At 67.8% G+C, this 20,672-nt stretch carries 22 protein-coding genes and 1 tRNA gene; 10 read left to right on the top strand and 13 right to left on the bottom strand.

The features are described from left to right. Positions 1-41: 41 nt before the first annotated feature. Entirely contained in the window at positions 42-236 is a 195-nt protein-coding gene (locus RMO01_RS12300; protein ID WP_309629348.1) for a peptidoglycan-binding protein, read from the top strand. Here the strand turns inward: RMO01_RS12300 and trpE are convergent. Both trpE and RMO01_RS12290 read right to left on the bottom strand, forming a co-directional pair. Further along, the gene (gene trpE, locus RMO01_RS12295) at positions 233-1,765 is read right to left on the bottom strand and encodes an anthranilate synthase component I (protein WP_309629347.1); all 1,533 of its coding nucleotides are present in this window, start codon (positions 1,763-1,765) and stop codon (positions 233-235) included. The genes RMO01_RS12300 and trpE overlap by 4 nt on opposite strands. Then, positions 1,762-3,687, bottom strand: a complete 1,926-nt coding sequence (locus RMO01_RS12290; RefSeq protein WP_309629346.1) for a peptidyl-prolyl cis-trans isomerase — start codon at positions 3,685-3,687, stop codon at positions 1,762-1,764. The genes trpE and RMO01_RS12290 overlap by 4 nt, the downstream gene beginning before the upstream one ends. Before the next feature lie 126 nt (positions 3,688-3,813). Here RMO01_RS12290 and tpiA point away from each other — a divergent pair, with 126 nt between their 5' ends. The 3 genes from tpiA (at position 3,814) to RMO01_RS12275 (ending at position 6,856) form a co-directional block, all read left to right on the top strand. Continuing rightward, complete coding sequence (tpiA, locus tag RMO01_RS12285) at positions 3,814-4,566, top strand: triose-phosphate isomerase (protein WP_309629345.1); 753 nt, start codon at positions 3,814-3,816, stop codon at positions 4,564-4,566. A gap of 81 nt (positions 4,567-4,647) precedes the next feature. After that, positions 4,648-5,061 carry a preprotein translocase subunit SecG gene (gene secG, locus RMO01_RS12280; protein WP_309629344.1) on the top strand — a complete coding sequence of 138 codons (414 nt, stop codon included), beginning with the start codon at positions 4,648-4,650 and terminating at the stop codon, positions 5,059-5,061. Between the two features lie 145 nt (positions 5,062-5,206). Beyond that, entirely contained in the window at positions 5,207-6,856 is a 1,650-nt protein-coding gene (locus RMO01_RS12275; RefSeq protein WP_309629343.1) for a CTP synthase, read from the top strand. Positions 6,857-6,920: 64 nt separating this feature from the next. On the opposite strand, the gene RMO01_RS12270 is transcribed toward RMO01_RS12275, so the two are convergent. Further along, a tRNA-Ser gene (locus tag RMO01_RS12270) sits at positions 6,921-7,010 on the bottom strand. A gap of 133 nt (positions 7,011-7,143) precedes the next feature. On the opposite strand from RMO01_RS12270, the gene RMO01_RS12265 reads away from it, so the two are divergent. The 6 genes from RMO01_RS12265 to RMO01_RS12240 all read left to right on the top strand — a co-directional run bounded on the left by RMO01_RS12265 (position 7,144) and on the right by RMO01_RS12240 (position 11,471). Next, the gene (locus RMO01_RS12265) at positions 7,144-7,983 is read left to right on the top strand and encodes a septal ring lytic transglycosylase RlpA family protein (protein WP_309629342.1); all 840 of its coding nucleotides are present in this window, start codon (positions 7,144-7,146) and stop codon (positions 7,981-7,983) included. A gap of 48 nt (positions 7,984-8,031) precedes the next feature. Beyond that, complete coding sequence (gene tmk, locus RMO01_RS12260) at positions 8,032-8,658, top strand: dTMP kinase (RefSeq protein WP_309629341.1); 627 nt, start codon at positions 8,032-8,034, stop codon at positions 8,656-8,658. Then, the gene (locus tag RMO01_RS12255; protein WP_309629340.1) at positions 8,655-9,635 is read left to right on the top strand and encodes a DNA polymerase III subunit delta'; all 981 of its coding nucleotides are present in this window, start codon (positions 8,655-8,657) and stop codon (positions 9,633-9,635) included. Before tmk ends, RMO01_RS12255 begins: the two co-directional genes overlap by 4 nt. Then, complete coding sequence (locus RMO01_RS12250; protein ID WP_309629339.1) at positions 9,635-10,414, top strand: TatD family hydrolase; 780 nt, start codon at positions 9,635-9,637, stop codon at positions 10,412-10,414. The genes RMO01_RS12255 and RMO01_RS12250 overlap by 1 nt, the downstream gene beginning before the upstream one ends. Beyond that, a complete protein-coding gene (locus RMO01_RS12245; protein ID WP_309629338.1) occupies positions 10,411-11,226 on the top strand; it encodes an MBL fold metallo-hydrolase in 816 nt (271 codons plus the stop codon). Before RMO01_RS12250 ends, RMO01_RS12245 begins: the two co-directional genes overlap by 4 nt. Positions 11,227-11,288: 62 nt before the next feature. After that, positions 11,289-11,471: a DUF3606 domain-containing protein gene (locus RMO01_RS12240; protein WP_013269402.1), complete on the top strand. Its 183-nt coding sequence runs from the start codon at positions 11,289-11,291 to the stop codon at positions 11,469-11,471. A 3-nt stretch (positions 11,472-11,474) separates the two neighbouring features. Here the strand turns inward: RMO01_RS12240 and RMO01_RS12235 are convergent, their stop codons facing one another. From RMO01_RS12235 to eno, 10 genes are all read right to left on the bottom strand, one after another. Next, a complete protein-coding gene (locus tag RMO01_RS12235; protein ID WP_309629337.1) occupies positions 11,475-11,669 on the bottom strand; it encodes a hypothetical protein in 195 nt (64 codons plus the stop codon). A gap of 9 nt (positions 11,670-11,678) precedes the next feature. Next, on the bottom strand, positions 11,679-13,082 hold the full coding sequence (gene lpdA / locus RMO01_RS12230) for a dihydrolipoyl dehydrogenase (protein WP_309629336.1): 1,404 nt from the start codon (positions 13,080-13,082) through the stop codon (positions 11,679-11,681). 91 nt (positions 13,083-13,173) lie between these two features. Continuing rightward, positions 13,174-14,127, bottom strand: coding sequence for a DUF3667 domain-containing protein (locus RMO01_RS12225; RefSeq protein ID WP_309629335.1), 954 nt, complete (start codon positions 14,125-14,127; stop codon positions 13,174-13,176). A 58-nt stretch (positions 14,128-14,185) separates the two neighbouring features. Continuing rightward, positions 14,186-14,668 carry a glutathione peroxidase gene (locus RMO01_RS12220; RefSeq protein ID WP_309629334.1) on the bottom strand — a complete coding sequence of 161 codons (483 nt, stop codon included), beginning with the start codon at positions 14,666-14,668 and terminating at the stop codon, positions 14,186-14,188. 4 nt (positions 14,669-14,672) lie between these two features. Beyond that, on the bottom strand, positions 14,673-15,956 hold the full coding sequence (locus RMO01_RS12215; protein WP_309629400.1) for a pyruvate dehydrogenase complex dihydrolipoamide acetyltransferase: 1,284 nt from the start codon (positions 15,954-15,956) through the stop codon (positions 14,673-14,675). Beyond that, positions 15,953-16,273, bottom strand: coding sequence for a DUF5076 domain-containing protein (locus tag RMO01_RS12210; protein WP_309629333.1), 321 nt, complete (start codon positions 16,271-16,273; stop codon positions 15,953-15,955). Before RMO01_RS12210 ends, RMO01_RS12215 begins: the two co-directional genes overlap by 4 nt. After that, on the bottom strand, positions 16,270-17,655 hold the full coding sequence (locus RMO01_RS12205; RefSeq protein ID WP_309629332.1) for a pyruvate dehydrogenase complex E1 component subunit beta: 1,386 nt from the start codon (positions 17,653-17,655) through the stop codon (positions 16,270-16,272). Before RMO01_RS12205 ends, RMO01_RS12210 begins: the two co-directional genes overlap by 4 nt. Then, positions 17,652-18,719, bottom strand: coding sequence for a pyruvate dehydrogenase (acetyl-transferring) E1 component subunit alpha (pdhA, locus tag RMO01_RS12200; protein ID WP_309629331.1), 1,068 nt, complete (start codon positions 18,717-18,719; stop codon positions 17,652-17,654). Before pdhA ends, RMO01_RS12205 begins: the two co-directional genes overlap by 4 nt. 124 nt (positions 18,720-18,843) lie before the next feature. Next, a complete protein-coding gene (locus tag RMO01_RS12195; RefSeq protein ID WP_309629330.1) occupies positions 18,844-19,173 on the bottom strand; it encodes a septum formation initiator family protein in 330 nt (109 codons plus the stop codon). A 136-nt stretch (positions 19,174-19,309) separates the two neighbouring features. Then, entirely contained in the window at positions 19,310-20,587 is a 1,278-nt protein-coding gene (gene eno / locus RMO01_RS12190; RefSeq protein WP_309629329.1) for a phosphopyruvate hydratase, read from the bottom strand. Positions 20,588-20,672 lie beyond the last annotated feature (85 nt).

Raw genomic sequence — 20,672 nt, 5'->3', positions numbered from 1 at the left:
CTGCGGCCGAAATCGGAGCTTCCACCGGAGCCGACGATTCCATGCGCGAGACCCAGATCCAGATCGACGCCGCCCGTGTGGCGCTGACCGAGCCGGTGGCTCGCAACGGCGTGATGGGGACGCTGGCCGCGGCCAGTCTGGCGGCCTGTGCGGCCGTGCTGCTGGCGGGGGTCATGATCCTGGGGCCGGGCGTGGCGATCGAGGACACGGCCCCGACCACGAGCCAGACCTTCTAGATCTCGCCGGCGGTATTGAGCGGCGCACCCAGTTCGAACCGCCAGGCGTCCTCGGCGGCGCGCATGGGAGCGCGGGCCTTGGCCTCAGTCTCGGCGAACTCGGCGGCGGGGTCGCTGTCGGCGACGACGCCGGCGCCCGCCTGAACGAACACCTGACCGTTCGCGAACATGGCGGTCCGCAGGACGATACAGATGTCCGCCTCGCCGCCGGCCGAGATATAGCCGACGCCCCCGCCATAGCCGACGCCGCGCTTTTCGGTCTCCAACTCGTCGATGATCTCCATCGCCCGGACCTTGGGGGCCCCGGACAGGGTGCCGGCGGGCAGGGCGGCGAGCAGGGTGTCGACGGCGTCCAGATCAGGGTGGGCCCGGCCCTCGACATTGGAGACGATGTGCATGACCTGGCTGTAGCGTTCGACGACGAAGCTCTCGGTCACCTTCACCGTGCCGGGCGCGGCGACCCGGCCGACGTCGTTGCGGCCCAGGTCCAGCAGCATCAGGTGCTCGGCGCGCTCTTTCGGATCGGCCAGCAGTTCGGCCTCCAGCGCCCTGTCGGCCTCGGGCGTGGCGCCGCGCGGCCGGGTGCCAGCCAGCGGGCGGATGGTGACGCCCCCGTCCTTCAGCCGGACGAGGATCTCCGGGCTGGAGCCGGCCAGCTGGAAGTCGTCGAAGTTGAGGAAATACAGATAGGGCGACGGGTTCTGGCGGCGCAGCGAGCGGTAGAAGGCGAACGGATCGCCCGACCACGGCGCGCTGAACCGGTGGCTGAGCACCACCTGGAAGATGTCGCCGGCGGCGATGTATCCCTTGGCGGCGGCGACCAGGTCGCCGTAGGCGATTGCGTCAACGGGCGACTTGAAAGCCAGGTCCGTGGTCGGCGCGGCAGCGCCCCGGGCCACCAGCGGACGGCGCAGGCGGAGTTCGAAATCGTCGAGACGGGCTTCGGCCGCCTCAACCGCTGCGGTCGCGTCAGACGCGCCCGGCCAGACCGGAGCCATGACGACGATCTCGTGCTTCACCGAATCGAATACGGCGATCACGGAGGGGCGGGTCAGGACTGCGTCGGGCAGGTCGAGCGGATCGGGATTGGGCGCGCCGAGCGGCTCCAGCAACCGCACCATGTCGTAGCCGAAGACTCCGAACAGGCCGGCGGCCATGGGCGGCAGGCCCTCGGGCAGGTCGAACCGGGTTTCGGCGATCAGGGCGCGCAGGCTGTCGAGCGCGCCGCCGTCCTGGGTCGAATAGCGTTTGGCGGCAACGTCGGGACCGCGCGCGATCGAGGCGACGCCGTCGCGGCAGCGCCAGACCACGTCGGGCTCGAGCGTGATGATCGAATAGCGGCCGTTCAGGGCGCCGCCCTCGACCGATTCCAGCAGGAAGGCGTGGGGCCGGCCCCAGCCCACCTTCAGATAGGCCGAGACCGGCGTCTCCAGGTCGTCGACGATCCGGCGCACGACGACCTGGGGTCGGCCCTGCGTCAGTTCCGCGACGATCTCCGCGCGATCAGGCTCCGCGCCGCCTGGGCTCATTGAGCGGGAGCGTTCGGCGTGGCGGCGCCGGGAGCCGGAGCTGTCACGCCCAGGGCCTCGATGGCGCGGGCGGGGTCGTTCTCGGCCTTGGAGGCGCGGGCGGCGGCGGCGACCAGGCCTTCGCCGGCTCCATTGAGCAGTTCCTGGGCCAGACGGGCGCGGATCTGGTCGGCGACAGGCGCGGCGACGGCCGCCGTGGGCGCGCGAACCGCATCCACGCGACCGACGACGAAGGCCGTCTCCGAGGCCGGGCCGGTGAAGACCTGACCGCGGCCCTGTCCGAACAGGCCGCCCAGGATGCCGTCGCCGAGCGCGGCTTGCGCCTCGGCGTTCTGCTGCACCCCGGCCCGGTTGGTCAGGGTCGCTCCGGCCGAGGCCGCGACAGCGGCGATATCCTCGCCGCCGCGCACGCGGGCGGCCAGTTCCTCGGCCTTGTTGGTCAGGCGGCGGGCGTTCTCACGCGCGGTCCACTGCTGGGCCAGCGGTTCGCGCACGTCGGCCAGGGTCGGCAGGGCGGCCGGCTGGATGTCGTCGAGACGCAGGACGAAATACTGGCCCTGGCCGGCGTCGATCACGTCGGACTCTGCGCCTTTGGTAAGGGTCCAGGCGTTCTGGGTGATCTGCGGCGGAGCGTTCATCGGCTGGCCGTCGGGCAGGCGGCCGTCCTGGGTGAACGGCGGCAGTTGCACGATGCGGGCGCCGATTTCGCGCACGGCGTCGGCCAGCGGCTTGCCGTCGGTGCGGGCCTTCTCATAGGCCTCCACGCGACTGAAGATACGGGCCTTGGCGTCCTCTTCCTGCAGCTCGGCGACGATGGCCTCGCGGACGCCTTCCAGCGTTGCGGGCGCGCCCGGCGTGACGGAGACCAGCTTCGCTACGGTAAATCCGACACGGCCCTGGATCGGGGCCGAGACCTGGCCGGCGGTCAGGCCGAAAACGGCGGTTCCGACGGCGGGGTCAGGCACGGCGCTCTGAGGCTGGGCCGCGTATTCGGCGGGCTGGATGCGGTTGGCCTCGGCCACGGCCGTCGGCGACTGACCGGCGCGCAGGGCGGCGGCGATCCTGTCTGCGCCGGCGCGGTCGGGCGCGGTCAGGGTGGTGAAGGTGCGGCGTTCCGGCGTCGACAGACCGTCCTTGCGGAAGTTGAAGCGCTCGACGATGCGGGCTTCGGGGATTTCCGGGGCGGCGGCGCCGACGGCGTCGTTGAACAGGACGACCGAGGCGATGCGGAATTCGGGACGACGCAGCTGGGCGGCGTTCTCGTTCATGAAGGCGGTGAGCTGGGCGTCCGTGGGGGCGCCGGCGGTTCCGGCCATGGCCTGGGTCACGTTGAACCAGCGGCCGTCACGCAGTTCCAGCGCACGACCGGCGATCAGGGCGCCGTAGATGCGAGGCGAACGGATGCCGGCCTGGACGGCGCTGCCGAAATGTTCGGTGACTGCGGCGTCGCGGAACTCTTCCTCCAGTTGGACCGGCGAATAGTTCTGCTGCGCCAGGGTCTGTTCGTACTGGGTCTGGTCGAAGGCGCCGGTGATCTGGTTGAAGAAGGCGGGGATTTCGCGAATGCGCTTGATGATCAGGGATTCGTCCGGGCGGATGCCGACCTTGTGCGCCCAATCGAGGAAGCCGAGACGCTGGGTCTGGGCCTCCAGATAGCGGACGTGAACGTTGGCGTTGACCAGGTCCTGGGTCGTCAGGGGGCGGCCCTCCTGTTCCGAGGCGTTGGTGCGGATGCGTTCGAAGTCGGCCCGGAATTGCACCGCGTCCACCGAGCGTTCGCCGGCCGAGATGACATGCTGGGCGCCCAGTCCCCTGAACACGTCCGTCTGGGATCCGCCGACGACGGCGAAGCTGATGATCAGCAGGACGAACAGGGCGACAGCCCACTTGGACTTGGCGAAGTCGCGGAAGTTGGAAATCATCGAAGGTGGCCTGACGGTCAGACGGCGAAGAGCGCCACCGCGCCGTATAGGGGAGGGCGCCGTTGCCCCGCAAGCGCGAGTCGCCGCAGGCTTGGAATCCGGCGAGACGGCGCCTAGACAGGGCGTATGAAACAATCCGTGAAGCTGATCGTCGGCAATTGGAAGATGAACGGCCTGGCCGCCGATCTGACGGGCGCGGTCGCCGAGATGCTGGCCGATCTGTCTGCGCGTCCCGCTTCGGTGCGCGCCGGCCTTTGCCCGCCGGCGACCCTGATCGACCGCATGGTTCGCGCCATCGAGGGCGGCCTGATCGAGGTCGGAGGGCAGGACTGTCGCGTCGAGACCAAGGGCGCCTTCACCGGCGGGGTGTCGGCCGAGATGCTGGCCGATGCCGGTGCGACGATGGTCATCCTGGGTCACTCGGAGCGTCGTCAGGAGTTCGGCGAAAGCGATGCCCTGGTCTCGGAGAAGGTCGGCGCCGCTCTGCGGGCCGGACTTATGCCGATCATCTGCGTCGGCGAGACGCTGGCGCAGCGGGAGGCCGGTGAGGCGGTTTCAGTCGTGCGCAGCCAGATCCTCGGATCGCTTAGTGATCAACTGGCGGGTCAGGACTGGGCTCTGGCCTACGAACCGGTTTGGGCCATCGGCACCGGCCTGACTCCGACGCTGGAGCAGATCGCCGAGATTCACGCCGCCGCGCGGGCCGCCATGGTCGAGAGGCTGGGCGAAGGCGGTCGCGCCGCGCCGATTCTCTACGGCGGCTCGGTCAATCCGGCCAACGCCCGCGACATCCTGGCCGTGGCCGAGGTGGGCGGGGCTCTGGTGGGCGGAGCATCGTTGAAGGCAGCGGACTTCCTGGCCATCATCCGCGCGGCCTGACCGCCATCGTTGCCGCCGACGGACAAGGATGATAGACGCCGCCGCTTGATCGGCGGTCGTCCGCCACACATGTAAGCACCCATGCTCCAGACCATTCTCCTCGTCGCCATGATCATCATCTCGATCGCCCTTTCCGGGGTGATTCTGCTGCAGCGCTCCGAGGGCGGCGCGCTGGGCATGGGCGGCGGGCCGTCCGGCTTCATGACCGCGCGCGGCGCGGGCAATCTTCTGACCACCACGACCTGGTGGCTGGGCGCCCTCTTCGTGATCTGCGCCCTTAGCCTGACCATCGTCGGCAACATGGAACGAGCCAGCCGTTCAGTCGTGGACGCCGACGCCGTCGGTTCGATCGCGCTCGACACAGCTCCGGCTGCCGGACAGCAAACCGCTCCGGCCGAAACGGCTCCGGCCGCTCCGGCCGCGCCGTCGCTCGACGACCTGGAAGCCAGCCTGCCGACGGCCGGTTCCGCTCCGGCCCCCGCGCCGGCGCAGTAAGGTGACGGCGGGGATACCCTCCGCCGCTCCTCCCGCCACCAACACCTCCGCTCCGGACCCGCTCCGGGGCGGAGTTTTGTTTTCAACAGCAGGATCGCATCGCGGTCCTTCGGCGGCGCCGAATCAGCGCCTAAGGTGATCCCCCGTGGCTAGATATGTATTCATCACGGGCGGCGTGGTTTCCTCGCTGGGCAAGGGGCTGGCGTCCGCGGCCCTCGGCGCCTTGCTTCAGGCGCGCGGCTACAAGGTCCGCCTGCGCAAGCTCGACCCCTATCTGAACGTCGATCCGGGCACGATGAGCCCGTACCAGCACGGCGAGGTCTTCGTGACCGACGACGGGGCCGAGACCGACCTCGACCTCGGCCACTACGAGCGGTTCACCGGCGTTTCGGCGGCGCGGTCCGACAACATCACCACCGGCCGGATCTACTCGACCATCCTGGAGAAGGAACGGCGCGGCGACTATCTGGGCGCGACGGTCCAGGTGATCCCGCACGTCACCGACCAGATCAAATCCTTCTGCCTGACGCCCGCCGTCACGGACGAGGGCGAGGACGTCGACTTCGTCCTGGTCGAGATCGGCGGCACGGTCGGCGACATCGAGGGCCTGCCCTTCTTCGAGGCCATCCGCCAGCTGGGCCAGGATCTGCCGCGCGGCCAGTCCTGCTTCGTCCACCTGACCCTGCTGCCCTTCATCAAGACCGCCGGCGAGATGAAGACCAAGCCGACCCAGCACTCGGTCAAGGAGCTGCGCTCCATCGGCATCCAGCCGGACATCCTGCTGTGCCGCTGCGAGTTCCCGATCCCCGAGGATGAGAAGCGCAAGATCGGCCTGTTCTGCAACGTCCGTCCCTCCGGCGTCATCCAGGCGATGGACTCCGAGGACATCTATGCGGTGCCGCTCGACTATCACCGCGAGGGTCTGGACGCCGAGGTCCTGGCCCATTTCGGCATCACCGACGCGCCCGAGCCCGACATGTCGAGCTGGAACGAGATCGTGCGCCGCCGGCTGCAGCCCGACGGCGAGGTCACGGTCGCCGTGGTCGGCAAATACACGGTGCTCAAGGACGCCTATAAATCCCTGATCGAGGCCCTGCACCACGGCGGCGTCGCCAACCAGGTCAAGGTCAATATCGACTGGGTCGAGGCCGACACCTTCGAGGGCGACCGTCAGGCCTGCGAGGACCGGCTTCAGGGGGCGCACGCTGTCCTGGTGCCCGGGGGCTTCGGCGAGCGCGGGGCCGAGGGCAAGATCGAGGCGGCCCGCTTCGCCCGCGAGCGCAACATCCCCTATTTCGGCATCTGCTTCGGCATGCAGATGGCCGTGATCGAGGCGGCCCGGAACCAGGCCGGCTATCCCAAGGCCTCCTCCACCGAGTTCGGCCCGACTGAAGAGCCGGTCGTCGGCCTGATGACCGAATGGACCCAGGGCAACCAGAGGGTCCTGCGCCAGCAGGGCGGTGATCTGGGCGGCACCATGCGTCTGGGGGCCTATGATTCGACCCTGGCCCCGGGCTCGAGGATCGCGGAGATCTACGGCACGACCGCCATCAGCGAACGGCACCGTCACCGCTACGAGGTCAACATCAACTATCGCGACGCGATCGAGGCCAAGGGGCTGATCTTCGCCGGCCTGTCGCCCGACGGCGTCCTGCCCGAGACGGTCGAGCGCAACGACCACCCCTGGTTCATCGGCGTCCAGTACCACCCGGAACTCAAGAGCCGCCCCTTCAAGCCGCATCCGCTGTTCGCCAGCTTCATCGAAGCGGCCGTGGTGCAGAGCCGGCTGGTCTGATCTCTGTCGGCGGCCGATCCGGGACCGTCGACGGTACGGCTCGGCTACTGCCTCAAGGTCGGCGTGGCGGAAGCGGTGGGATTCGAACCCACGGACGGCTTTCACCGTCGCTGGTTTTCAAGACCAGTGCCTTAAACCACTCGGCCACACTTCCATGCCGCACTGCTGCTGTCGCTTGCGACAGGCTTGATCGGTGACGGTCTGAGCCACCTGTCCGGCTGGAGAGGGGGCATAGCAGCGCATGGCGCGTTAACCAAAACGGAAATCGGTTCGGCGATGATTTCGCCATGTCGATGTCGCCCCTTCTCCTCCGTCGCGCCTCCCGGGTCGCGCTCGTCGCCGCCGCGACGGCCCTGCTGGCCGCCTGTGCGAGTGCGGGGGCGACGTCGGGCGGTCCTTCGGGACCTACGCGCGGCGGAACGCGTCTGGCCGCGGCCCCACCCGTTGTGACCGATCCGGCGCCGATCGTGTCCGGGACCATGCGCCGCTATCAGATCCGGGGACGCTGGTATCAGCCGGAGGAACAGCCGAACTACGATCAGGTCGGACTGGCGTCCTGGTACGGCGACCAGTTCAACGGGCGGCCCACGGCGACCGGCGAGCGGTTCGACATGCATCAACTGACGGCCGCGCATAAGACCCTGCCCCTGCCGGGACTGGTCGAGGTGACGAACCTGGCCAACGGCCGTCGTGTGGTCCTGAGGGTCAATGATCGCGGTCCCTTCGTCGACGACCGGATCATCGACCTCTCGCGTGGCGCGGCCGAGGCTCTGGACCTGTTGAACCGGGGCGTCGGGGAGGTGAGGGTCCGCTATCTGGGCCGCGCCCCGCGTCTGGGCGGCGGGACGGTGTTGCAGGTCGCGGAGGCGGCGCCCCCGCCTCCGGTCGCGCAGCCCGGGGAGACCGGCAACAGGTACTGGATCGAGGTCGTCGCCTATCGCGATCAGCCGCAGGCCCAGTCCGTTGCGGGGAGAATCGGTCGCTCCGCCCGCGTCCAGGCCGCGACCGACCAGAGCATGTTCCGCGTCCTGATGGGGCCGTGGAACGACGCCGACGCCGCCGAAAGGGCCCGCCGGATGGTCATGGCCGACGGATTCGCCGACGCCCTGTTGATATCGGCGCCCTGAACCGACTGCGCCCTTGGCCCCGTCGCTCCGGATCGCCATTGTGCGCCGGTGACCCGAGGACAATTCATAACGCTTGAGGGCGGGGAGGGGACCGGCAAGTCCACCCAGGCCGCCAGACTGGTCGCCCGGCTGGCCGCGCGCGGCCTCGAGGTCGTGCACACGCGCGAACCCGGCGGTTCGCCCGGCGCCGAGGCGATTCGGGGACTGGTGGTCTCGGGCGCCGCCGAACGCTGGTCGTCGCGGACGGAGTTGCTGTTGATGTTCGCGGCCCGATCGGACCATCTGGAGCGGACCATCCTTCCGGCCCTTGAGGCGGGTCGCTGGGTCGTGTGCGACCGGTTCGCCGATTCCAGCCGGGCCTATCAGGGGAATGGCGGCGGAGCCTCGGCCGACCTTATTGAGGCGCTGGACCGCGACGTCGTCGGCGCCGATCAGCCCGATCTGACGCTGATTTTCGATCTGCCGGTCGAGGTCGGGCTGGAGCGGGCGCTGGAGCGAAGCGCAGCGGAAACGCGGTTCGAGTCCAAGGGGCTGGAGTTCCACCGCCGCCTGCGCGACGGATTCCTGTCCGTCGCCGCCCAGCACACCGAGCGCTGCCGGATCATCGACGCCACCGGCGAACCGGATGCGGTGTCCGAGCGCGTCTGGCGGGCCGTCGAGCCGATCCTGCCGTGAGCGAGCATCCGCGCGACCGTTTCGACCTGGTCCCGTCGCCGGACGCCGAGCTCGCCTTCCTCGACGCCCTGGATCGTGGCCGGCTGCATCACGCCTGGCTGATCTGCGGGCCCGAGGGACTGGGCAAGGCGACCTTCGCCTATCGCGCCGCCCGTCGTCTGCTGGGCGCGGCGCCGGATCCCTCGCGCGGACCGCTCGGCGCGCGGCCGTCCGATCCGGTCAGCCAGCTGGTCACGGCCCAGTCGCATCCCGACCTGCTGGTGCTGGAACGGCTCGTCGAGGGCGGCAAGACCAAGAAGTCGATCTCCGTCGATCAGGCGCGCGACCTGCCGGACTTTTTCTCCAAGAGCCCGTCGCGGGCCGACTATCGCGTCGCGATCATCGACGCGGCCGACGACCTGAACCTCAATGCCGCCAATGCCTTGCTGAAGGTTCTGGAGGAACCGCCCGAGCGCGGCGTGCTGTTCCTTGTGACCCATGCGCCCGGCCGGTTGCTGGCTACCATCCGCTCGCGGTGCCGTCGCCTGACCTTCCAGCCCTGGCCCGAGCCTGAAGTCGCCGGGCTGCTGGCGCGGCAGACCGGGCTGGATCGTGACGAGGCTGTCCGAATCGCCGGCATGGCGCGGGGATCGCCCGGCGCGGCCCTGTCTCTGGCCACGACGGCCAATCTTGAACTCGACCGGCTGGCGCGCCGCTGGGTCGATGAGGGGCCGGTGGATCGGGCGGAGGCCCTGTCCCTCGCCGACGGTTTCCGGGGCGCGGAGGGTCAGGCGCGGTTCGAGGCCCTGATGGACCGGCTGGCGGCGGCTGTGAAGGCGCGGTCGCTGGCGCAGTCGGGGCAGGGGGCCGCCTGGGCCGATCTGTGGACCCGGCTGACCGAGGCCCCGGAACGGGCGGCGGCGATCAATCTGGACAAGGGCGACCTGCTGGCCGGGGCCCTGGCGGACCTGGCGCGCGTCAAACGGATGGCGGGCTGATGCTGATCGACAGCCATGTGAACCTCCACGCCGTCCAGTTCGATGAGGATCGTGACGCCGTCATCACCCGTGCCCGCGAGGCCGGTGTGCAGATGATGGTCGAGATTTCCGACAAGCTCTCGACCTTCGAGGCGACCCACGGCCTGGCCATGGCGCATCCCGACATCTGGTGCACCGTCGGCGCCCATCCGCATGAGGCCAGGGACCACACGGCGATGACCCCCGCCGATCTGATCGCCCTGGCGCAGCGGCCGCGCGTCGTCGGCATCGGCGAATGCGGCCTCGACTTCCACTACGACCTCAGCCCGCGCGAGACCCAGGCCGATGTCTTCCGCGTCCACATCGAGGCGGCGCAGGCGACGGGCCTGCCGCTGATCGTCCATACGCGCGAGGCCGACGCCGAAATGGCCGCGATCCTGCGCGAGGGCCAGGCGAAGGCGCCGTTTCGTTTCCTCATGCACTGCTACACCAGCGGCGCGGAACTGGCGGAACAGGCCGCAGAAATGGGCGCGTGGTTCTCGGTTTCCGGCATCGCCACCTTCAAGGCGGCCGAGGATGTGCGTCAGGTGATCCGCGCCATGCCGGCCGACCGGATCATCGTCGAGACCGACTGCCCCTATCTGGCGCCCGTGCCGCATCGGGGACGCCGTAACGAGCCTGCCTATATCGGCCATGTGCTTCAGGCGCTCGCCGACATCCGGGGCTGGTCGCGGGAGGAGGCGGAGGCGCGCACGACCGACGCCTTCTTCGACCTGTTCGACAGGATCCCGCGCCAATGACCGGAGTGGCGAGCGGCGAACTGGAGATCACCATCCTGGGCAGCGGCTCGTCCGGCGGTGTGCCGCGCGGCGACGGCGACTGGGGCGGCTGCGATCCGGGCGAGCCGAAGAACCGGCGCAGCCGTTGTTCCATGCTGGCGCGGCGACGCGGCCCGGACGGGGACACGACCGTGGTGATCGACACCTCGCCGGACCTGCGCGAGCAGATGCTGGGCGCCGGCGTGACGTCGGTGGACGCCGTTCTCTACACCCACGACCATGCCGACCAGACCCACGGCATCGACGACCTGCGGGTCTTCGCCATCCGTCGTCGTCAGCGGATTCCGGCCTGGATGGACGCCGCGACCCGCGACGCGCTCGTGCCGCGTTTTCCCTATATCTTCGAGAGCATGGAGGGTTATCCGGCCATTCTCGACCTCTGCGAAATCCCGGACCACGGGACGCGCTGGTCCGTGGACGGCGCCGGCGGTCCGGTTCCGGTCGTGACGTTCGGCCAGGGCCACGGGCCGATCCGGTCGGTCGGCTACCGAATGGGAGCTGTGGCGTACTCCAGCGACATCGATGCGCTTGACGATGCGGCGTTCGAGGCATTGGCGGGATGCCGTCTCTGGATCGTCGATGCGCTGCGCTGGACGAAGCATCCGACGCATAGCCACGTCGACCGGACTCTGGAATGGATCGCACGCAGCGGCGTCGAGCGCGCTGTGCTGACGAATCTGCACATCGATCTTGATTACAATGCGTTGTCGGCACTTCTTCCGGCGAACATCGAGGTCGGTTTCGACGGCTGGACCACCAGCGTGCCCATCTGATGGCCTTCTTGATACACAGAATTTCGCATAATATATCTTAGGCGCAAACAGGAAACGCCCTCATGGCCGGTCTCAAGGACAAACGCGGCTTCATCGACAAGGACCGTCTCGACCTCTCCGAGCGTCAGGCCGTCGAATACTGGATGAAGCGCTGGGGCGTCACCCGCGACCAGATCACCGCCGCCCATCGCAAGGCCGGCCGCATGGTCAAGGACATCGCCGCCGAGCTCGGCAAGAAGCGCTGAGCCTCAGCCGCCCGTCTGGAACAGGATCGCTTCCGGCGTCTCAACGACCTGAAACGTCCGCTCGACCCAGTTGTTGTCGATGCGGATCTCGGTGAGTGTCGGCAGGCCCGGCTTGCCCGGTCTGATGACCAGTTCACGAACGTGGGTCAGGTTGACCCAATGCACTGTGCCGTTCGTCTCGGTGACTTTGGCGAACATCTACAGCCCCTACAGGTGGATCGTCCGCCCGTAGGCGTCCAGCGCCGCCTCGTGCATGGCCTCCGACATGGTGGGGTGCGGATAGACGATGCCGTGGATGTCTTCCTCGGTCGCCTCCATGGCGATGGCGGTGACATAGCCCTGGATCATCTCGGTGACCTCGTGGCCGATCATATGGGCGCCGATCAGGGCGCCGGTCTTCGCGTCGAAGATGACCTTGACGAAACCGTCGACCTCGCCGGCCGCCACGGCCTTGCCGTTCACCCGGAACGGGAAGCGGCCGATCCTGACCTCGCGTTTGGCCTCGCGCGCGCCCTGCTCCGTGATCCCGACCGAGGCCACCTGGGGCTGGGCATAGGTGCAGCCGGCGATGGGCGAGACGACGTTGGGGGTCTTGTAGCCGGCGATGTATTCGGCGGCGTGGATGCCTTCGTGCGACGCCTTGTGCGCGAGCCAGGGCGCGCCGGCGCAGTCGCCGATGGCGTAGAGCCCCTTCACGTTCGTGGCGCAGTGGCCGTCGATGGTGATGTGGCCGCGGTCCATGTTGACGCCCAGCGCCTCCAGACCGATGCCGTCGGTGTTGGCGGTGATGCCGACCGCCGAGATGCAGACCTCGGCTTCCAGAGTCTCGGCCTTGCCGTCGGTCTCGATGGCGACCTGCACCCCCTTCCCGCCTTTCGAAACCTTCGTGACCTTGCAGCCGAGACGGAACTTGATGCCGCGCTTCTCGAACGACTTCTGGGCGGCCTTGGAGACCTCTTCGTCCTCGACCGGCATGATGCGGTCGACCGCTTCCACGACGGTAACTTCCGCGCCCAGGGCCCTGTAGAAACTGCCGAATTCGATGCCGATGGCGCCGGAGCCGATGACGATGATCGAGGCGGGCATCGTCTTGGGCGCCAGGGCCTCGCGATAGGCCCAGATCCTGTCGCCGTCGGCTTCCAGGCCGATCTGGGGGATGGACCGGGCGCGCGCGCCGACGGCCAGCATGACCGCCTTCGCCTCGACCGTGCGCGAACCGCCGGCCTTCAGATCGATGACGACCCTGGGCGCCGCCGCGCCCTTCTCAAGCTTCGCCGAGCCCTCGATGACCTCGATCTTGTTCTTCTTCATCAGGAAGGTGATGCCCTTGCTCATCGTCGCAGCGACGCCGCGCGAGCGCTGGATGATGGCGTCGAAGTCGAACGTCGCGCCCGAGGCGGACAGGCCGTACTCCTTCAGATGGCCGAGGCTCTCGAACTTTTCACCCGACTTGAGCAGGGCCTTGGTCGGGATACAGCCCCAGTTCAGGCAGATGCCGCCCAGGCTCTCCCGCTCGACGATGGCGACCTTCTGGCCCAGCTGGCTGGCGCGGATCGCGGCAACATAGCCCCCGGGGCCCGAACCAATGACGATGAGATCGAAGTCGGCCAAGTCGAAGCCTCCGTTGAATTGTCAGGGGGTTGTAGCCGCCCCTGCCCCCGCCTGAAAGCTTGGCCGTCCCGCCGTAACCAGCCGTGACCGCTCAGGGCGCCCGGAACCACATCAAGAAGGCGTTCCAGTCCGTCACGGTCGCGAGGATCACCAGCGCTGTCGGAAACAGAACAAGGAAGACGTAGAAGATGAGGTGCACGACCCCTCGCCACAGCGCCTGCAGATGGCTCAGTTCGTAGTATCGCGCGGCAGCCAGGGTGAAATAGGCGAGATAGGGCAGGGTCAGGAGCGCGGCCGAAAGATTGGCGCCTCGGGAGTTGATCGCCGAAATCGCCATGGCCAGCAGGAAAGCGACCGCGTGGGCCCACATGGCGAAGATAACGTGCTCCAGGAACAGCCGTTTGCGCCCGAACAGGGGGATCAGGCCCAGGGCGTAAAGGGGCATCAACAGCCACAGGACATTGGGCAGCCAGGCGGACAGCCGCGCCGCCAGCTTCTCCTGCTCATCGTTCAGCACCAGCTCGTAGCGCATGTTGGCCCGCGTGGCCTCGTCGGCGCCGTTCCGGGTGGCGGCCTCAATGGCGGCGGTGACTTCCGGATCGATCGCCGGCTCGATCCTGGGCTGGAGCCATCGGTCCTCGTCCGTCGCGCCGACGACGGAGACCTCCATGGTCTCGGGATCATAGACGGCGTGAACCGCCCTGCCCGGCTCGTCCACCTTCCACACGTATTGGAAGAAGGTCGTGTCGCTGAAGTTAAGCACCGACAGGAACAGGGCCGTCGCGGCCACGAACAGTTTCAACGGCGTGACGTAGAGGGAGCCGGCCCCGCTTCGGTAGGCCTCCAGCAGACGGCCCGGGCGCAGGACCAGGACCGCGATCGTGCGCGCCAGCTTGCCGTCGAGCGGGCTGTAGGAGGCCGCGACCTCGACCGCCATCTGGCGCAATGGAGCCGGCCGGGCCCGCGCGTCCTGGCCGCACACATGACAGTAGCGACCGGCGAGAGGCGTGTCGCACGCCGCGCAGACTCCCATTACGTCCGTCATGTCCGCTCCCAACCCTCGGACAGCACTATAGAAAACCCGGCGTTTCCGCCAAGGGCCGTCAGAGAAGCTTGTCGATTTCCGGGACGATCGCACCGGGCTCGACCTGGGGCGCGAAGCGGCCGACCACCCTCCCCTCGCGGTCGGTCAGGAATTTGGTGAAGTTCCATTTCACGTCGCGGCTGCCGAGGAAGCCGCGCTTCTGGCGCGTCAGCCAGTCATAGAGCGGATGACGCTTCGGCCCTTTGACCTCGACCTTGTCGAACATCGGGAAGCTGACGTCGAAGGTGGAACTACAGAAGGACGCGATCTCGGCGGCGCGACCCGGCTCCTGCGCTCCGAACTGGTTGCAGGGAAAGCCCAGCACCTCGAACGGCTGGTCGGCATACTGGCGATGCAGGGCCTCAAGCCCGGCGTACTGGCCGGTGAAGCCGCACTTCGACGCGGTGTTGACGATCAGCAGCGCCTGCCCCTGAAACCGGTCCAGCGAGACCTCGGTCCCGTCGATTCCGGTCGCGGTGAAATCATAGACCGACGCCGTCATCGCCTCAGGCCAGCATCGTCACGGGATCTTCGATCAGCGGCTTGAAGGCCTGCAGGAAGCGGGCGCCGGTCGCGCCGTCGACTACACGGTGATCGCAGGTGACGGTGACCGTCATGACCGTGGCGATCGTCAACTGCCCGTCCTTCACGACCGGGCGCTGCTCGCCCGCGCCCACACTCATGATCGCGCCCTGGGGCTCGTTGATGATCGAGGAGAAGGATTTGATGCCGAACATGCCGAGGTTCGAGACGCTGAAGGTGCCGCCCTGGAATTCTTCGGGCTTCAACTTCTTCTCACGCGCCCGCTTGGCCAGATCCTTTGACTCTACAGCGATCTGCGACAGGGACTTGGTCTCGGCCTTGAAGATGATCGGCGTGATCAGGCCGCCGTCGATCGCCACCGCCATGGCCACATCGGCGTTGTGGTGCAGGGCGATGCCCTCCGGCGAATAGCTGGCGTTGGCTTCCGGCACAGCCTTCAGGGCCAAGGCGGCGGCCTTGATGACGAAGTCATTGACCGAGACCTTCACGCCCGACTTTTCGAGCACGGCATTGATTTTGGCGCGTGCGGCCAGCAGGGCGTCGATCTCGACGTCGATGAACAGCGGGAAGTGCGGCACGTTCTGGACCGCGCCGACCATGCGGCGGGCGATCGCCTTCTTCATCCCGTCCAAGGGGACCAGGTCGTAGCTGCCGTCCGGAATGCCCATGTCGGCCAGCGACTGGACCTTGCGGACCTCGATGCCCGAGGCGGCTGCGGGCGCGGCGGCCGGGCGGGCGCCGCCCTTGCCGGCGGCCTCCACATCGGACTTCACGATGCGGCCGTGCGGGCCGGAGCCCTTGACGGTGGACAGGTCCAGACCGGCGTCCTTCGCCAGACGACGGGCCAGGGGCGAGGCGAAGACGCGTGCGCCGGATTTCGCGACAGGGGCAGCGGCGGGCGCCGGCGCAGCGGCCTTGGGAGCCTCGGCAGGTGTGGCTGCTGCCGCAGCCTTCGGAGCCTCGGCCTTTGCCGGCTCCGCCTTGGGCGCGGGAGCGGCCGCGCCGCCCTCCTCCGCCAGACGCGCGATCGGGGTGTTAACCTTCACGCCCTCGGCGCCTTCGGCCACGAGGATATCCGTGATCGTGCCTTCATCGACGGCCTCGACCTCCATGGTCGCCTTGTCGGTCTCGATCTCGGCGATCACGTCGCCGGCCTTGACGGCATCGCCGACCTTGACGTGCCATTTGGCCAGAACGCCCTCTTCCATGGTGGGCGACAGGGCGGGCATCAGGATGTCGGTCATCAGGCGTTGCCCCCCTTCAAGGTGGCGGGTTCGGCGACGGTGGCGACATTGTCGGCCTTGATCACGTCGCTGAGCCCGTGGAGAATTCGATGATAGGCGGTCTTCTCATCGTGACCGTGACGCACAGCATATCCATACGCCATGTGCCGCGCGGCGATGGCCAGCAGTTCGCCGAACCTGGCCGGATCGTCGAACGCGGGCATCACCGACATCACAGGTTCGTCCTTCGACCACCAGATGCGGATCAGTTCGATGGCGCCCGGGTCGGCCGCCACGCTGTCCGGCACCGTCAGCTGGAACTCGGACGGCGCGTCGCTCACGCCATCACCGCTTTCACGGCCGCGACGATCTTGTCGACGCCGGGCAGCGACAGGACTTCCAGATTGGCGGCGTAGGGCAGCGGCACGTCTTCCTGGTGCACGCGCATCGGCGGTGCATCAAGGTAGTCGAAGGCGTGTTCGATGACCCGGGCTACGACCTCGGCGCCGACGCCCATCGGACCCCAGCCTTCCTCGGCCGAGACCAGACGGCTGGTCTTCCTGACGCTGGCGACGATGGTCTCGTGATCGAGCGGACGCAGGGTCCGCAGGTCGACGACCTCGCAGGAGATGCCTTCGGCTTCCAGTTGTTCGGCGGCCTGAAGGGCGAAGCCGACCATGCGGGCGTGGGCCGTGATGGTCACGTCCGTGCCTTCGCGGCGGACCTTGGCCTTGCCGATCGGGACAATCCAGTCGTCGACCTCGGGCACGTCGAACTCGATGCCGTACATCATCTCGTGTTCGAGGAAGACGACGGGGTTCGGGTCGCGGATCGCGGCTTTCAGCAGCCCCTTGGCGTCGGCGGCGTCGTAGGGCGCGACGACCTTCAGGCCGGGCACCTGGGCGTACCAGGCGGAATAGTCCTGGCTGTGCTGGGCGCCGACGCGGCTGGCGGCGCCGTTCGGGCCGCGGAAGACGATGGGCGCCCGGATCTGGCCGCCCGACATATACAGGGTCTTGGCCGCCGAGTTGATGATGTGGTCGATCGCCTGCATGGCGAAGTTGAAGGTCATGAACTCGACGATCGGCTTCAGGCCCGCCATCGCCGCGCCGACGCCCAGGCCGGCGAAGCCGTGCTCGGTGATCGGGGTGTCGACCACGCGTCGGTCGCCGAACTCCTGCAGCAGCTCGCGGCTGACCTTGTAGGCCCCCTGGTACTGGGCGACCTCCTCGCCGATCAGGAAGACGTTTTCGTCACGGCGCATTTCCTCGGCCATGGCGTCGCGCAGGGCGTCGCGGACGGTCGTCTTGATGAGCTTGGCGTCCGCCGGGATCTCGGGGTCTCGCAGGGGAGCCTTCGGGGTCGGGGTGCCGGTCTGGGGCGGCGCCTTCTCCGGCTCGCCCGACTTGGCCTCGGCGGCGTCGGGCTTTGCGACGGGTGCGGCGACCGAGGCCGCTTCGGTGGCCGGAGCGGCGGATGCGCCGTCCTCGCCGGCCATGCGCGCGATCGGCGTATTGACCTTCACACCCTCGGAGCCTTCGGCGACCAGAATCTCGGCGATCTCGCCCTCGTCGACGGCCTCGACCTCCATGGTCGCCTTGTCGGTCTCGATCTCAGCGATCACATCGCCCGCCTTGACCGTGTCGCCGGCCTTGACGTGCCACTTGGTCAGATTGCCCTCTTCCATCGTGGGCGACAGCGCCGGCATCAGGATGTCGGTCACTGAGCGTTCTCCAAGACGGGGGTCTCCACATAGACGTCGGTATAGAGTTCTGACGGATCGGGCTCAGGGCTTTCCTGGGCGAACTGGACCGCCTCGGCGACAATCTGTTTGATCTCGGCGTCGATGGCCTTGAGCTCGTCCTCGGTGGCCTTGGCCTGTTCGAGCAGCATCTTGACGTGGTCGATCGGGTCGCGGGTCTTCTTGACCTCGTCGACCTCGTCCTTGGACCGGTATTTGGCCGGATCCGACATCGAGTGACCGCGATAGCGATAGGTTTTCACTTCCAGGATGAAGGGGCCGCCGCCTTCGCGGGCGCGCTTCACGGCGCGCTCGACCGCATCCTTGACCGCCAGCACGTCCATGCCATCGACCTGCTCGCCGGGAATGCCGAAGCTGGCCCCGCGCATGTAGAGCTCGGTCGTCGAGGACGAGCGCTCGATGCTGGTGCCCATGGCGTACTGGTTGTTCTCGATAATGTAGATGGCCGGCAGCTTCCACAGCTGGGCCATGTTGAAGCTCTCGTAGACCTGACCCTGGTTCGAGGCGCCGTCGCCGAAATAGACGAAGGCGACCGAGTCATCGCCGCGATACTTGCCGGCGAAGGCCAGGCCGGTGCCCAGCGCCACCTGGGCCCCGACGATGCCGTGACCGCCGTAGAAGCCGGTCGGCACGTCGAACATGTGCATCGACCCGCCCTTGCCCTTGGACGATCCGCCCGAGCGACCGGTCAGCTCGGCCATTACCTCTTTCGGGTCCATGCCGGCGGCCAGCATATGGCCGTGGTCGCGATAGCCGGTGATGATCTTGTCGTGGCCCTGTCTGACGCTCTCCTGAACGCCCACCGCCACGGCCTCCTGGCCGATATAGAGGTGGCAGAACCCGCCGATCAGACCCATGCCGTACAGCTGGCCGGCGCGCTCCTCGAAGCGGCGGATCAGGACCATCTCTCGATAGTACCGGAGCAGGTCCTCCTTGGACGCCCCCAAACTATTCGAGAGGGGGGGCGCGTTTGGAATCTTGGCGGACCCCTTGGAATCCGTGGTCTTCTGGGCGGCTCTCGCCATCCGGCATCTCCCGGGTGAGCCCATGGCGAAACGCGCCGTTCGGGCCTCTTGTCGTTACGGAAAGCGGCTGTAGCAGCCTTCGTTCCTGAAAGGCAAAGCACGCCACCGGGGCTGTAACAAGAGTTCAGGAGACGGTGGCGCTCGCCGGTGTCGGCGCAGTGGCGACGGTGCGGATCACATAGTCGCGCGGATCGCTGAAACCGAGGACGGCGCGGGCCCGCTCTTCGAGCAGATCACGCGACAGGCTGCCGGTGCGCAGATAGCGGACGCGGACCTCGAGGTCCGCGCGCTGCTCCGTGAGGCTGGTAAGTTGGGCCTCGCGCTGGGCCAGCCGTGCGTCACGCGCGGCGCCGCTGAGCAGTCCCCGTTCCCCCGTCAGCGCCTGAACTCCCAGGTACACGACGAGCAGGAACAGGAAAGCAGACAGCGAGTAGGGCTTCATCCGTTCGGGCATCACGAACGCTCCTTCTGAGCGTGAACACAGTTGTTTCTCTGTGACCGAAAATGCCTAACAAACCCTAGCTCTGCCGTAGAATTACTTAGTTCTGCCGAGGGGGACGGACGCAGACGACGCCCGCCCCCGTCCGCGGCTATTTCAGCAGCATGCCGTCGCCGTAGTACGACGCCTGGTCGCCCAGAAGCTCCTCGATGCGCAGCAGCTGGTTATATTTGGCCGTCCGGTCCGAACGGGCCAGGGAGCCGGTCTTGATCTGTCCGCAGTTGGTGGCGACGGCCAGGTCGGCGATGGTCGAGTCCTCGGTCTCGCCCGAACGGTGGCTCATCACCGAAGTGTAGCCGGCGCGGTGGGCCATATCGACGGCGTCCAGGGTCTCGGACAGGGTGCCGATCTGGTTGACCTTGATCAGGATGGAGTTGGCCAGACCCTCGCCGATGCCGGCGGCCAGACGGGCCGGGTTGGTGACGAACAGGTCGTCGCCGACGATCTGGACGCGCTCGCCGAGCGCATCCGTCAGCAGTTTCCAGCCCTCGAAGTCGTCCTCGGCGCAGCCGTCCTCGATCGAGACGATGGGGAAGCGTTCGCACAGGTCGGCCAGATAGGCGACCATGCCCTCGCCACCCAGAATCTTGCCCTCGCCGGCCATGTTGTAGGCGCCGTCCTTGAAGAACTCGGTCGCGGCGACGTCTAGGGCCAGGTGGAAGTCCTCGCCCGCCAGATAGCCGGCCGCCTGACCCGCCTTGGTGATGAAGCTCAGGGCTTCCTCAGCCGAGGCCAGGTTCGGGGCGAAGCCGCCCTCGTCGCCGACGTTGGTGTTGTGGCCGGCGTCCTTCAGCTGCTTCTTGAGGGCGTGGAAGATCTCCGAGCCCATGCGCAGGCCTTCGGAGAAGCTCTCTGCGCCGGTCGGCAGGATCATGAACTCCTGGATGTCGATCGGATTGTCAGCGTGGGCGCCGCCGTTGATGATGTTCATCATCGGGGTCGGCAGGACGCGGGCCGAAATGCCGCCGACATAGCGGAACAGCGGCAAACCGACGGAGATGGCGCTGGCCTTTGCGACGGCCAGGGACACGCCGAGGATGGCGTTGGCGCCCAGGCGGCCCTTGTTCTCGGTGCCGTCGAGAGTGATCAGGGCCTCGTCGATACGGCGCTGGTCCTCGGCGTCCATGCCGGACAGGGCGTCAAAGATCTCGCCGTTGACGGCGTCGACGGCGTTCTGGACGCCCTTGCCGCCCCAGCGGTCCTTGTCGCCGTCGCGCAGTTCAACCGCCTCGTGGGCGCCGGTGGAAGCGCCCGACGGCACGGCGGCGCGGCCGAAGGAGCCGTCATCCAGAACCACATCCACCTCGACCGTGGGGTTGCCCCGGCTGTCGAGAATCTGGCGGGCGACGATGTCGGCGATGTCGGTCATGGGGAGGCCTTCGAGGTGCGAGGGAGTGCAGGCGTCGGGCTTTAGCGCGACGCCTGCGAATCGCCAACCGTCGGCTGACGACGGA

This window comes from Brevundimonas sp., assembly GCF_031412435.1.
GTDB lineage: Bacteria > Pseudomonadota > Alphaproteobacteria > Caulobacterales > Caulobacteraceae > Brevundimonas.
The sequence above is the reverse complement of the archived record's forward strand: the minus strand, read 5'-3'. Positions and strand labels throughout refer to the sequence as shown.